This is a genomic window from Lactobacillus sp. CBA3606 (genome assembly GCF_002970935.1).
In the GTDB taxonomy this organism is placed as follows: Bacteria; Bacillota; Bacilli; order Lactobacillales; family Lactobacillaceae; genus Lactiplantibacillus.
Map to the genome: position 1 here is coordinate 496055 of NZ_CP027194.1, position 13334 is coordinate 509388.

Annotated in this window: 13 protein-coding genes; all 13 read right to left on the reverse strand. The window is 44.2% G+C overall.

Going from position 1 to position 13334, the window contains the following annotated elements:
* Window positions 1–15: 15 nt before the first annotated feature.
* Window positions 16–2175 (reverse strand): type I DNA topoisomerase, encoded by a 2160-nt coding sequence (gene topA / locus C5Z26_RS02515; RefSeq protein ID WP_105448457.1) that lies wholly within the window; start codon window positions 2173–2175, stop codon window positions 16–18.
* Between the two features lie 88 nt (window positions 2176–2263).
* Window positions 2264–3136 carry a DNA-processing protein DprA gene (gene dprA / locus C5Z26_RS02520; protein ID WP_105448458.1) on the reverse strand — a complete coding sequence of 291 codons (873 nt, stop codon included), beginning with the start codon at window positions 3134–3136 and terminating at the stop codon, window positions 2264–2266.
* A 36-nt stretch (window positions 3137–3172) separates the two neighbouring features.
* A complete protein-coding gene (gene rnhB / locus C5Z26_RS02525; RefSeq protein ID WP_234005716.1) occupies window positions 3173–3940 on the reverse strand; it encodes a ribonuclease HII in 768 nt (255 codons plus the stop codon).
* On the reverse strand, window positions 3933–4787 hold the full coding sequence (gene ylqF, locus C5Z26_RS02530) for a ribosome biogenesis GTPase YlqF (RefSeq protein ID WP_105448460.1): 855 nt from the start codon (window positions 4785–4787) through the stop codon (window positions 3933–3935). Before ylqF ends, rnhB begins: the two co-directional genes overlap by 8 nt.
* A gap of 154 nt (window positions 4788–4941) precedes the next feature.
* Window positions 4942–6441 (reverse strand): S41 family peptidase, encoded by a 1500-nt coding sequence (locus C5Z26_RS02535; protein ID WP_105448461.1) that lies wholly within the window; start codon window positions 6439–6441, stop codon window positions 4942–4944.
* 30 nt (window positions 6442–6471) lie between these two features.
* Window positions 6472–6693, reverse strand: a complete 222-nt coding sequence (locus C5Z26_RS02540) for a YozE family protein (RefSeq protein ID WP_105448462.1) — start codon at window positions 6691–6693, stop codon at window positions 6472–6474.
* 12 nt (window positions 6694–6705) lie between these two features.
* The gene (locus C5Z26_RS02545; RefSeq protein WP_105448463.1) at window positions 6706–7347 is read right to left on the reverse strand and encodes a YpmS family protein; all 642 of its coding nucleotides are present in this window, start codon (window positions 7345–7347) and stop codon (window positions 6706–6708) included.
* A gap of 13 nt (window positions 7348–7360) precedes the next feature.
* Entirely contained in the window at window positions 7361–8305 is a 945-nt protein-coding gene (locus tag C5Z26_RS02550; RefSeq protein ID WP_105448464.1) for an SGNH/GDSL hydrolase family protein, read from the reverse strand.
* 66 nt (window positions 8306–8371) lie between these two features.
* A complete protein-coding gene (locus C5Z26_RS02555; RefSeq protein ID WP_105448465.1) occupies window positions 8372–9223 on the reverse strand; it encodes a DegV family protein in 852 nt (283 codons plus the stop codon).
* Window positions 9224–9329: 106 nt separating this feature from the next.
* On the reverse strand, window positions 9330–9818 hold the full coding sequence (locus tag C5Z26_RS02560; protein ID WP_105448466.1) for a dihydrofolate reductase: 489 nt from the start codon (window positions 9816–9818) through the stop codon (window positions 9330–9332).
* A gap of 11 nt (window positions 9819–9829) precedes the next feature.
* Window positions 9830–10780 (reverse strand): thymidylate synthase, encoded by a 951-nt coding sequence (locus C5Z26_RS02565; RefSeq protein ID WP_105450110.1) that lies wholly within the window; start codon window positions 10778–10780, stop codon window positions 9830–9832.
* A gap of 13 nt (window positions 10781–10793) precedes the next feature.
* The gene (locus tag C5Z26_RS02570) at window positions 10794–12686 is read right to left on the reverse strand and encodes an ABC-F family ATP-binding cassette domain-containing protein (RefSeq protein ID WP_105448467.1); all 1893 of its coding nucleotides are present in this window, start codon (window positions 12684–12686) and stop codon (window positions 10794–10796) included.
* A gap of 143 nt (window positions 12687–12829) precedes the next feature.
* On the reverse strand, window positions 12830–13282 hold the full coding sequence (locus C5Z26_RS02575; RefSeq protein WP_105448468.1) for a hypothetical protein: 453 nt from the start codon (window positions 13280–13282) through the stop codon (window positions 12830–12832).
* Between the last annotated feature and the right edge of the window lie 52 nt (window positions 13283–13334).

A 13334-nucleotide genomic window follows, 5' to 3' on the forward strand; every position in this document is an offset into this window, starting at 1 on the left:
AAGATTGACTTTTAATTATTTTTGTTTATCTTCAGTATAGTCGCCATTTGGACAAAGGACTTGTTTCCCGCCCTTGACCTTCTTTTCAACTAAGAAATGACCATCCTTTGGACAATCACGACCAATCGGTTTATCCCAAGAAACAAAGTCACATTCAGGGAAACGGGAGCAACCGTAGAAAATCCGATTCTTCTTGGATTTCCGTTCAATGACTTGGCCTTGTTTACATTGCGGACAAAGCACACCGATTTCTTTAACAATTGGCTTTGTATTGCGGCAATCAGGGAAACGGGAACAAGCATGGAACTTCCCGTAACGGCCCATTTTAACCACCATCGGCGCACCACAGATGTCACAGTTGAACCCAGCCAATTCATCTTTAATCTGAATCTTTTCCATCCCAGCTTCCGCATCCGCCACTTCTTTCGAAAATGGTTGATAGAAACTATCGACGACTTTGACCCAGTTTTCTTGGCCCTCTTCGGTGGCATCTAATTGCTCCTCCAACTTAGCCGTAAAGCCAACGTTCACGACATCCGGGAAATACTCCTGAATAATATCGTTAACGATGGTCCCTAGCTCAGTCGGGACAAACCGCCGCGCTTCAATTTTAACGTAATACCGCCGTTGAATCGTATCCAACGTTGGGGCATACGTTGATGGTCGACCAACCCCATTTTCTTCCAACGCCTTAATTAGGTTAGCTTCAGAATAACGCGCCGGGGGCTGAGTAAAATGTTGTTGTGGATCAGTCTTATTTAACTTGAGCACATCGCCTTCACTCAAAGCAGGTAAGACGTTATTTTTTTCGGTCTTATCATAGATCTTCGTGAACCCGGCAAATTTGGTCTGCGACCCATTCGCTCGAAATTGAACGTCATTTTGATCAATCGTCACTGCCATCGTATCTAAAACTTCCGGTGTCATCTGACTCGCCACAAACCGTGACCAGACTAATTGATACAAGCGGAATTGATCTTTTGACAAATAATCTTTGATGCTGGCGGGCGTCCGAAAGACGGAAGACGGCCGAATCGCTTCATGGGCATCTTGCGCACCTTCCGGCAACTTGCCTTTGACGGGTTTAGTGGCCGCATATTCCGCCCCATATTCTTTATGCAAGAATTGAGACGCTTCATGCTTCGCAATTGATGAAATCCGTGTTGAATCGGTCCGCATATAGGTAATTAACCCCACGTTACCGTCTTTCCCCACATTAATTCCTTCATACAATTGTTGCGCCGCCATCATTGTTTTCCGAGTTCGGAAATTTAGCTTACGGTTCGCATCTTGTTGCATTGTTGACGTGGTAAATGGCGGTGCCGGGAACCGTTTACGTTCCTTTTTAACGACTTTAACCACGTTAAACTCACCGTCACGGTCCAATTGGGCCAAAACTTTTTGAACCGCCGCATTATCGGCTAGGGCTTGTTTCTTTTGCTTGGTGCCATAAAAACTCGCCATAAACTTAGAACGACCTTTTTGAAATTCACTTTCAATCGTCCAATATTCCTGCGGCTTGAAGGCCTTAATCTCATTTTCCCGTTGAATAATCAAATCCAACGCAATTGATTGTACCCGTCCTGCTGATAACCCTTTTTTGACTTTTTTCCAGAGTAATGGACTAATTGAATAACCCACTAACCGGTCTAAAATCCGCCGCGCTTGTTGCGCATCCACCAGATCCATATCAATCGAACGTGGTTCTTTAAAGGCATTTTTTACTTTGTCTTTCGTAATTTCATTAAAAACAACCCGATTTTGGGCTTTAGGATCTAGTCCAAGTAAGTAAGATAAATGCCAAGCAATGGCTTCACCTTCACGGTCCGGGTCAGATGCCAGATAAACAGCTTTGGCCTTTTTAGCCTCTTTCCGTAACCCTTTAATCACATCACCTTTACCACGAATCGAAATGTAATGCGGTTCGTAGTCATTCTCGACATCAACACCCATTTTACTTTTCGGTAAATCTCTAATGTGCCCTAAACTGGCAACGACCTTATAGGAACGGCCTAAATACTTTTCAATGGTTTTGGCTTTGGAAGGTGATTCTACAATTACTAATTTCTTTCCAGTTTGCCGAGTGCGCCGCTTCGTGGCAGTTTTCTTGGCCGGTTTTCGCGTTCCGGTCTTCTTTGGTGCCGCTTGCTTAGCTTTGGTTGTACTAGCAGCCACTTGATCAGCTCCTTAAACTTTTAATTATCATTATCATGAGTCTTATACTTACAAATCCATGTAATCATATTTCAAAAGTTAGCACTTGTCAAATCATCGGTAAAAACTCTTCTATTATATGCCCCGAATTTAAGACTGGTTTCGCACCGGCTAAGATCAATTCATTACACCCGACCGACATGGGCGCATCGATTGGCCCCGGAACTGCCAATACATTTCGATTCGCTTGCAATGCCAGGTTAGCTGTTATCAAACTCCCAGAATGGGCCCGCGCTTCTATCACAACTAGTGACTGACAAAGGCCTGCGATAATGCGATTACGGGCCGGAAAATGATGGCGTGCCGGTGGACTGCCCAGGGGGTATTCACTGATTAGTAAACCAACCTGCCCAACTCGTTGTTGTAAAGCGGTATTTTGGCGTGGATAACTGACGTCTAGCCCAGTACCAATAACCGCAATTGTCTTCAAACCGACCCGTAAAGCCGTTTGATGTGCTAACCCATCCGTACCAGCAGCTAACCCACTGGTCACCGTTAAGGGTCGTTCTGCCAAAACTAACGGGGGCAACAGTCGGTTGAGTACCCGTTGTGCATATGGGCTCGCTTGACGGGCGCCCACCACCGCTAACTGCGTCGTCGCTAATAGTTGGCGCTGTCCCTGTAAAAATAAGACTAACGGGGGCTGATAACTCGCTAATAACGATGCCGGATAGTCGGCATCCAAAATGGTTAAGATTGGCACCTGCTCGTGTTGCCGCAAAGCTTGTTGAAAGCGGTCACTAGCCCAGTCTAATTTAAATTTTTGCGCCGCTGCCGTTGACAGCTGAGCGACAGTCGTCATAGCCGTCACCGTTGTTAAGACCGTTGCCGTCTGTCGACAATGCTGTAAAACTCGGACGATGCCTTGATAGCCAATGCCTTGTGCCAAGTGCAGTCGAATCAGTAAACTACGTAATTGCATGTTTGTCACTCCTTTTGAGTAACAACTCCGCAATAACTAGCCTTCTGCGTTGCGAACGGGGGCAAAAGAATGGCGATGAATGGGCGTGATGCCGAATTGGCGCAAGCCGGCTAAATGTTTTGCCGTGCCATAACCCATATTGTCAGCGAAATCATAACCCGGATAGACTTGATCATACATGGTCATTAAGTGATCCCGGGCAACTTTAGCGACAATACTAGCCGCTGAGATACTAGCGCTCTTGGCATCACCTTTAATAAGGCGGGTTTGGGCAATCGGTACCGGAATTTGCATGGCGTCAACCAATAATTGCGTCGGTCGAATGGTCAAACTTTCAACAGCTTGACGCATCGCCACCCGCGTTGCCTCGTAAATATTTAAATGATCGATTTGTTGCGCATCCGCGATGCCTAAACTAACGGCCACGGCTGCCTCTAAAATCTTAGGCATGAGTTCTGCCCGTTTTTTAGCCGTCAGCTGCTTAGAATCGTTAACTTCAACTAAATTAAAATTAGGCGGTAAAATAACCGCCGCCGTTACGACTGGTCCCGCTAATGGCCCACGACCGACTTCATCAATCCCAGCCACATAAGGCTCACCTTGTTGCCAAAACCGTCGTTCAAACTGCAAATGTTGTTCCAATCGCGCCCCTAATTGTGCTTGCTTTTCCATCTGGCGTAAATACCGCTGGTAAGCCTGCTGGACGCCTTTACGAGCATCAGCTTGGGCTGCTTGCAAAACTGCAGTCGTGGGGTGATCGGCTAATAAGGCTTTAAACGCTGCAATGGTCAGCTGTTCAGTCACGCTGCTCATCTCCCGTTAAGTCTAACGTGAACCGCCCGAGACGGCTCTTACGGATATCCAATAAAAAGGCCACACAGAACCGTTCCCAATCATCTCGCATCCCGGCATTTTTGGTCATCACAATCAACAACTCCGGATTAGCTAATTCAATTTGGGCCGCCGTCACGTGGTAGCGCTCCATTAGGCGTTGTGGATAATAAGTTTTGAAAAAGTCCAACGCAAATAAGGCCACATCATCGTTGGGATAAATATTTTCTTTGATTGCACCGGTAACCGCTAACTTAGTCCCCACCACTTGATCTTCAAATTTAGGCCATAAAATCCCCGGGGTATCGAGTAATTCCAACTTATTCGATGCCTTTAACCATTGCTGGCCTTTAGTTACACCAGGGCGATCGCCCACTTTAGCAATCTTTTTATTCACGATATGGTTTAATAACGTTGATTTTCCAACGTTAGGAATACCCACACAAACCGCCCGAATTGGCCGGTTAGTAATCCCACGCGCCGCAATGTTAGCTAATTTATCGGCTAGCATGGTCGTTGCGGCTTGGGTGATTTGTTTGCCCGTCAACCGATTACGAGAATCAATCGCAATTGCAGTTTGGCCTTGCGCCTCATAATGAGCCACCCAATCAGCGGTTTTTTGCGGGTCAGCTAAATCTTTTTTAGTCATAATTAATAAATGGGGCTTACTTTGAATTACTTTCTCAATATCAGGATTCCGCGATGCCTCTGGAATTCGCGCATCCACTAATTCAAACACGATATCCACTAGATGCAAATTATCTTGAATTTGATGGATGGCTTTTGCCATATGTCCGGGATACCATTGAATATTTGCCATAATAAGCGCTTCCTCTCATGCCGTTTAATACGGTGGTCTGCTTTAGTCACTATGCTCCATCATACCGATATTCCGCTAAAAACACCAGCTTAAACGCATGACAGCCCACAAAAAAGCACTCAGCTCAACCGCTGAGTGCTCACCTAATCATCTTTTAGTTTGACATTAATTTAAGGGCAGCCTTATAGGCCCGATCATTGTCACTAATTTTAGTTGCTAATTCAGTTTCCAACTTGCTTAAGGTCGTCTTATCAACAGTCCCCGTCGTCTTCAACTTAGCATGCTTTTGATACTGTTTAACCGCATCGGTCGTAGTCGCCCCAAAGTAGCCATTCGCTGAATCTTTAAAGTAACCTAACGCCTTAAGATAAGCTTGCAACGTCTTCACGTTATCGTTCACTTGGCCGGCCTTTAAATCGGCTAGTTTGCTAATAACAGTCAAACTGGCATAACTTGGTTCACTTGCCTTAACATCTGGGGTTAACCCGGTCTTATTAATCCAAGTCCCATTAGGCGTCAGCCACTTGGCGACGGTAATCTTCATCTCAGTCTTATCGCTAAAGGTGCTGACCGTTTGCACGGTCCCTTTCCCGTATGACTGTGCGCCCACTAACTTCACGCCAGCGGATTGCTGCAATGCCGCTGAGAAGATTTCGGCTGCCGAAGCACTCCCACCATCAATTAAGACCGTGGTTGGCTTGGTCTCTTTATAACCACCATCATACTTCTTGCCGGCCACATATTTTTCAGCTTGCGCACCGCGCGTTTGTACTTGCATGATTGTCTTGCCATTCTTCATAAACATTGACGCCATCTTCAAAGCAGCCGTCATTAAACCACCAGGATTACCCCGCATATCAATCACGAGCTTCTTAGCTCCCTTTTTATCGAGTGCTTTTAAAGCCGTCTTAAATTCTTTGGCGGTATTCGTTGAGAAGGTCGAAACAGTCACATAACCAATCTTCTTGTCCCCACCAACGAGCTTATAATCCACGGTAGTTACCGGAATTTTGGCCCGCTTCAAGGTCACCGTAAAGGTCTTACCACTACGGTCAATGACCAACTTAACAGTGGTCCCAACTTTACCACGCATTAAGTTCACCGCTTGCGTTAAAGTTTTACCCGCAATCGACTGACCATTCACGGACTTGATGACATCTTTAGGTTTTAACCCCGCCTTTTTAGCTGGTGTCCCCGCAATTGGTGAAATGATTTGAACATAATTCCCAGATTTTTGAACTTGCGCACCAATCCCTGAAAATGAACTGTCAATAGTATCATTCAAACTTTCAGTCTCGCTCTTATCCATATATTCAGAGAATTTATCCCCGAGGGAACTGACCATCCCGTTAATTGCCCCATTAGCCAATTTATTGGCGTTGACCGGTTGATAATAGTTATCACTGATGGTTGCATAGACTGATTGAATCTTCTTCATAGCTTGACTTGTCTGTTGCATACTGGCGATTTGTTGGTTAACTGCTCGGCCTAAGACCCAGTATGTCCCACCAATCCCAACACCTAAAGCCACCACGATTGAAATCACATACGTCCATAAGCCCACGCGCCGTTTTGGCCGTTGTTGGTGTGACTTAAGATGTGAATTGACCGCTTTTTTAGGTGTCGCCTTTGTTTGCTTTGGTTCTTCTGGCATGCCCAAAATCCTCTTTCCTTGCTAAATCAGCTAGGCTTCACTGGCTAAATAAGCCTGCCAAGCATCATCGAAAATGGTCATCGATGGTAAATAGCCCGCATTTAATTCTAAATACTGTGAAACTTCATGAAAATCTTTACCTTGTTTTGGAAATGATTGATCAAAAAACGCATTATTTGCGAATTCAGCAATTGATTCGGTACTATCCGGATTTCGTTGAGTCATTAAATATTGATAAAACGTTCTATGCATTAGATCGCCTCACTAATCATTACTTTGTGGAATATGCATCTTAAAATTAAAGGTATTGGCCTTTAAATCTAATTTATCAACGCTATACCGCACATCATTTTTACCTACTAGCTTATTCAAATACAAGTTAATCGTCTTATGCTTGGCACTTAATTTTACCCAACTTGGAATTTTATAATTATTATTAATGTAATTAATCACAAAACTGATTGGAATTGACATTGTACCGACCGATAAACGCGTCGCCTTTAACGAGATATTCCCGTTATCAATGACACTCGGTTGCATGGTAATCACAAATGAAATGTTTTGTCCAAGGACCTGCGTTGTCCCTAATAAATAAGCGCCATCCGCGCGGACCACAAATTTATATTTCAAATCCTGACCCTTTTGCACATCTGCCAAATAATAGGCTGCCAATGCATTCAATTGTTGCCGATTCATCTTGATTGGGATACTGGCCGCACTCGTGCTCGTCTTGGTAGTGACCGTTGCCGTTTCAGTGGGTGACCGTAATACTTGCGTCCCCGCGTATAACCCTAATCCTAAAATCAAGGCAATCAAGATAATTGCAACCCATTTCCAAAGATTAATGGGTCCCCGGGGAGCTTTGGGACTCGGGGTCTTTTGCTGTGTTCGTTGTTCTTCACGCATCCGTGCGTCCCCCTTACTTTTTAATTAACCAGGCTGGATGAGCAACCATAGTTTGATACAACTTATTGGTAAACACTTGATAACCACGCTGATTAGGATGGAAATTATCGCTTTTAGAAATCAACCGATTAGCCTTAGATTTGGCATTTAAAGCCGTCCCCAGTGCTGTCGAATTCGTAATTTTTGTTAAATCCGTATTCGTGGAAGCTTTCTTCAGGCGACTAATTTGGGCCGCCGTCGTGTACTGTCCGTGTGACATGGTGGTATTAATATCCATGAAATAAGTCTTTTGATAGTGACTGATTGTCGTTTGCGTCTGATCATTCCACTGACTGACATATTGCGTAATTGCCGTGACATTCGGAAAGTTCACATAAATTGGATTGTAAATACTAAAGACAAAAATTGAAGCCTGCTGATTCAACCCTTGCAACTTATTAAACAATTTCGTTAATTTGTTAGCATAGGTCGTTTGCGCCGTCGCCACGGTGGTATTATTTTTTGCCGTATTATTGGATGTAATCGACCCTTCCAAAGTTTGCAACAAATCATTACCCCCAACCGTGACCGTAATCACATCAGCAGCTGCAATTTTTTGTTGCAACGACTTAGACTTATTGATGCGTGCTAAAATTTGATCACTACGATCACCCGACTTACCTGCATTGGTCGTCATTACGGTCAAATTTTGCCGTTTCGTCAACGTTTTTTTTATTTGACCCACGTAGCCGCCCTCGGCTTCATCGCCCACACCTTCAGTCAATGAATCGCCTACTGCGACTAACTTAATTTTAGTTTTATGCGCCACTTTTTTCGTAGCTGATGATGCTTTCGTCGTCTTTTTAGACGTTGTGGTGGTCGTCGTGTGATGGAGACCACGGTTTAAGCCCCAAAAAACACCCCCGGCTAAAATGACAACGACCAACGCCACCTTAACAACTTCCCATATTTTCCGCATGCCGTTTTAGCATCCTTTCTTTAATCATTTTAAGCAAAAAGGACGCCACAATTGCGTCCCGTCTGCTTAAGCTAAGGTCTGCGTGTGGTATTCCACGGCAAACGCACCTGGACCACCATGGGTCGCAATAATCGGTACGGTTGGTTGCACACTAACCTTCAAGCTTGGAATAGCCGCTTGCAGGCGTTCCCGATAAGTTTCCACCCGTTCTGTAGCGCCAACATGTGAAATGGCAACTTCAACAACATTCGGGGTCTGAATGATATCTTCGATTACCTTATCAAAAAATTTATTAATCGCTTTAACGCCGCGACCCTTCATCTTAACGTCTAACGACCCATCATCAACTTCCAACGCAATTTTGACGTTTAGTAAGGTACTGATGGCCCCCGTCAAACGACTGATACGCCCGCCAGCAACTAAATTATTGAGCGTCATCACGCCCATGAATAATTTAGTATGTGCTTGGGTGGCATGAACTTGATCAACCACGGCTGCCTTATCTGCCCCAGTTTGCGCTAACTTAGCCGCATTTAAAACTTGAAAGGCCATTGCCCGATCAGTGGTACGAGCATCAATCACAGTCACATCGGTTTTGGTAATTGAAGCCGCCTGTTCCGCTGTGTGCACGGTCCCCGAAATAGCTTCCAACATGTTGATACAAACCACACTAGCGCCATCCGCACCGAGGCGATCAAACGTTTCGATGAACGTTCCTAAAGCTGGTTGACTCGTTTTAGGGAGAGATTTAGCGCTCGCCATCTTTTGGATGAACTCGTCACGCGTAATGGTTTCATCTTCAACATAAATTGTGCCATCGATCATGACGGACAACGGAATCACGGTAATATCGTATTTTTGAATCTCGGCATCTGTTAAATTTGCCGAAGAATCGGTCACAATCTTGATTTTCGTCATACTTTGCCACGCTTTCTTATGCTTGTAATGGTTACAATACCGTTACAATAAATTAATGCTTTTAGTATAGCAGAAATAGCGCCGTGTTTCACGGTTACTTATCGAATCATCGCCGGTTAAACTCATCAAAACTATAGGTGTATGGTACTGCAGCAGTTGCAATCCCCGGTGTTTGCGTGGTTAACTGCCACTGCGTATAATCAATCGCCGGCATCCATGTATCGCCAGTAAAATCCTGGTTAATCATCGTCCGGTACAAACGATCGGCGCGTGGTAAGACCGCTTCAAAAACGGTACTCCCACCAATCACGAACACTAATTCATCCGGCTGCTGCGCAATCAACGCCCATAACTCATCAAGTTGCTTGAATTGCTGAACGCCCGCCGGTAAGATAAGGGGTTGATGTGATAACACAATGTTTTGTCGGTAGGGTAACGGTCGTTTAAACCCGGCAAAAGTCTTACGTCCCATAACAATCGGATGATGCAAAGTTAACGTCTTAAAACGTTTGAGATCAGCTGGTAAGTGCCAAGGTAATTGACCCGCTTTCCCGATCACACCGTTGGCCGCTTGGGCCCAAATCAAAGCTAGCATTCAGGTCCCTCCTAAATCGCAACCGGCGCTTTAATCGCCGGTGCGGGATCATAACCAACTAACTGAATATCTTGCATTTGATAATCAAAAATACTTTCAGGATGACCACTCAATTGTAACTGTGGCGCTGGTTTGGGCGTTCGGGTTAACTGCAACTTGATTTGATCTAAATGATTCGTATACAGATGGGCATCGCCCAAGGTATGCACGAATTCACCGACTTGTAAGCCAGTCGCCTGGGCGACTAAATGCGTCAGTAACGCATAACTTGCAATATTAAAGGGAACGCCTAAAAAGACATCACCAGAACGCTGATAAAGTTGACAGCTTAACTTGCCATCCGCCACGTAAAATTGAAACAACGTGTGACATGGTGGTAAGGCCATACTAGGCACATCTTCTGGATTCCAAGCCGATACAATCAACCGCCGTGAGTCTGGGTGGGTTTTAATCATCTCAATAACATTAGCAATCTGATCAATCGTTGAACCAGTTCGGGTCTGCCAATGACGCCACTGAGCACCATAGACATCACCTAAATTTCCATACTGCGCCGCAAACTGATCATCCGTTAAAATTTGCTGATCAAAAGCGTGCATTTGTGCTTGATAGCGTGGTTTGAAATCTGGATCCGTTAAGCGCCGATGTTCAAAATCGGTCATATCCGGCCCCTGATAAGCTGGACTCGTGACCCAATTCTTAAACGCCCATTCATCCCAAATATGGTTATGATGTTGCAACAAATATTGAATATTCGTATCGCCGTGTAAAAACCACAACAACTCACTCTTAATCAAGCCAAAGGGGACTTTTTTAGTCGTTAACAACGGAAATCCTGCGGCTAAATCAAAGCGCATTTGATAGCCAAACAGACTATAAGTCCCAGTCCCAGTCCGATCATCTTTATAGGTCCCATGCGCTAAAATATCGCGCGCTAAGTTTAAATAACTATCTTCTAACATTGCCGCCATCCTCTCATGCCTCAGCGTATTGGCTTAGATAATCCCATCGATCCATCTGTTCATCAATTGTTTGTTCCGTCGTCGTCAATTCTTTTTGTAACGCTGCTAATTGTCCATAATCACTGGCATTATCGGCCATAGCTTGCTCAATTTCGGTTTTATGGCTATCTAGGGTTTCAATCTTACCCTCAATTTTTTCATACTCTAATTGTTCAGCATACGTTAACTTAACTTTGGTCTTGGGCTTAGTCGTTGGCGTTGCGGTAACCGGTGGCGTTTTGACTGCCGCATTAGCTGGCTTTAAAGCTGCTTTTTGATCTTTCAAATAGCTTGAGAAACGACCAGCATAGCGATCAATCTTGCCATTTCCTTCAAAAATCAATAATTCAGTGCCGACTTTATCCAAGAAATAACGATCATGTGAGACGGTAATGACCGTTCCGGCAAACGAAGCGAGGTAATTTTCGAGCACTGTCAACGTCCCAATATCCAAGTCATTCGTTGGTTCATCGAGTAATAACACGTTTGGTTGTTGCATCAACAATTTCAATAGATACAACCGGCGTTTTTCACCACCTGACAGTTTCCGAATCAACGTCCCATGCATGGCGCGTGGAAAGAGAAACTCTTCTAATAATTCAGTCACTGAAACCCGTTCACCTTGCTTATTGAGTACATTCTCCCCGACATCTTGCAAGTAATTAATCATCCGTTTATCACCTGGAATAGGTTCTGTCTGCTGGGTGTAATAACCTAACTTGACCGTTTCACCAATCGTCACGGTCCCTGAATCTAACGGCAAACGGCCTGCAATCACATTGAGCAAGCTCGACTTTCCCGCACCATTCAAACCAGTAATCCCAATACGGTCATTAGCTTGAATCAAGATGGAGAAATCGTTTAAAATCGTCTGCTGATCAAATTTTAAGTTGGCGGCTTTAACTTCGATGACCTTTTTACCTAATCGTTGTTGCCCTAACGAAATATCCACATCATCATCAACTTGTAAGGTATTCAGATTATCTTTTAAATCATTAAACCGGTTAATCCGGCCTTGTTGCTTGGTACTTCGGGCCGGGGCACCAGCTCGCATCCATGCTAGTTCTTGCTTGTACAGCTGCTGTTGCTTATGTTCCGCAGTCACGTCACGGGCCACCCGTTCGGCTTTAGCTTGGACATAATCTTGATAGTTCCCGGTGTACTTATAAAGTGACCCAAAGGACAATTCAAACATCTGATTAGCCACTTGGTCTAAGAAGTACCGATCATGGGTCACGACCATTAAAGCCCCTTTATAAGCGGCTAAATAGGCTTCTAACCATTCAATCGAGTCAAAATCCAAGTGGTTGGTTGGTTCATCAAGTAACAATAAATCAGGCGACTGTATTAGAACTTGGGCCAATCCGACTCGCTTCCGTTGCCCACCGGACATGGTCTTAACCACTTGCGTTAAATCCGTAATATGCAATTGCGTTAAGATGGTTTTAACATCATTTTCGGTCGTCCAAGCATCCGCTTGATTCATCTTCGTTTCGGCGTCTAAATAGGCCTGCTGCGCAGTGGGATCTTCTGGGGTTTGCCCATAGGCCGCCAGGGTCGCTTCGTAATGTCGAATCGTTTTAAAAATTTGTTGACTCCCAGCCAACACAGCATCTAAGGCCGTTAAGGTTTCATCTAATTCTGGTTGCTGCTTTAAATAACCAATTTCATAATTTTTGGGCTGGACTAATTGACCAGCTTCTGGTGCAGTGATCCCAGCTAAAACATCCAATAAGCTGGTCTTACCAGAACCATTGACGCCAATCACGCCAATCCGATCATGTTCATTAATGATAAATGAAATATCATCAAATAACGTCTTCTCACCATAAGTTCGGGTCAGATTTTCTGCTCTCAATGTTTGCATTCTTACAAACCACCCTTTTTTACATCATTAAACTCTATCTTAGCTAGAAATCTGCTAAAACACAACTAACAAACATGGTCATTCATGTTTCTCATAAAAAAAACTTCTAGCCTTAAAGACTAGAAGTTTCGGTTAACACGTCATTATTTTTGATCACCATAAACATCTAAAACCGTGTTTTCAGCGTCAACAACTAAATGTAATGACCCATTGGCAGACAATGAACTGGTTTGATAAACATTATCCAACCCGTCCACGTCTTTGGCTTTGAATGGCAAGTAAACTTGTTCACTCCCCCGTTCATCACCAAACAAGATATCCACTTTTTCAATATCTTGGAAATGCGTCACCCGTTCAAACATCCCACTGGTTACCGATGCTAGATGTGTGGTGTCTGGATCAACGGCATCGGCATCAGGTTCAAATTCAGCCTTGAATGACTTACAAGGATGAATAATCGTCATTTTGCCGCCTTTAATCCGACCATAACTCGTGGTTACTCGGCTAATCCAAAGATCAGAAATATCCTTGTGGTTAACAACCCAAGTATCCCCGTTCCGAAAATAAAACTTTAATGCTTCTAATGCTCTATCCATTTTCGATCACCTCATTGAAGAATTAGTTCCACTTCAATCCTAACAGATTAAC

Coding starts and splice junctions, on each gene's coding strand:
- C5Z26_RS02560 (WP_105448466.1), bottom strand. CDS start 9,818: ATGCTAGCTTTGATTTGGGCCCAAGCGGCCAACGGTGTGATCGGGAAA.
- ylqF (WP_105448460.1), bottom strand. CDS start 4,787: ATGGCAAATATTCAATGGTATCCCGGACATATGGCAAAAGCCATCCAT.
- C5Z26_RS02555 (WP_105448465.1), bottom strand. CDS start 9,223: ATGACGAAAATCAAGATTGTGACCGATTCTTCGGCAAATTTAACAGAT.
- C5Z26_RS02575 (WP_105448468.1), bottom strand. CDS start 13,282: ATGGATAGAGCATTAGAAGCATTAAAGTTTTATTTTCGGAACGGGGAT.
- C5Z26_RS02570 (WP_105448467.1), bottom strand. CDS start 12,686: ATGCAAACATTGAGAGCAGAAAATCTGACCCGAACTTATGGTGAGAAG.
- C5Z26_RS02550 (WP_105448464.1), bottom strand. CDS start 8,305: ATGCGGAAAATATGGGAAGTTGTTAAGGTGGCGTTGGTCGTTGTCATT.
- C5Z26_RS02565 (WP_105450110.1), bottom strand. CDS start 10,780: ATGTTAGAAGATAGTTATTTAAACTTAGCGCGCGATATTTTAGCGCAT.
- C5Z26_RS02535 (WP_105448461.1), bottom strand. CDS start 6,441: ATGCCAGAAGAACCAAAGCAAACAAAGGCGACACCTAAAAAAGCGGTC.
- C5Z26_RS02540 (WP_105448462.1), bottom strand. CDS start 6,693: ATGCATAGAACGTTTTATCAATATTTAATGACTCAACGAAATCCGGAT.
- C5Z26_RS02545 (WP_105448463.1), bottom strand. CDS start 7,347: ATGCGTGAAGAACAACGAACACAGCAAAAGACCCCGAGTCCCAAAGCT.
- dprA (WP_105448458.1), bottom strand. CDS start 3,136: ATGCAATTACGTAGTTTACTGATTCGACTGCACTTGGCACAAGGCATT.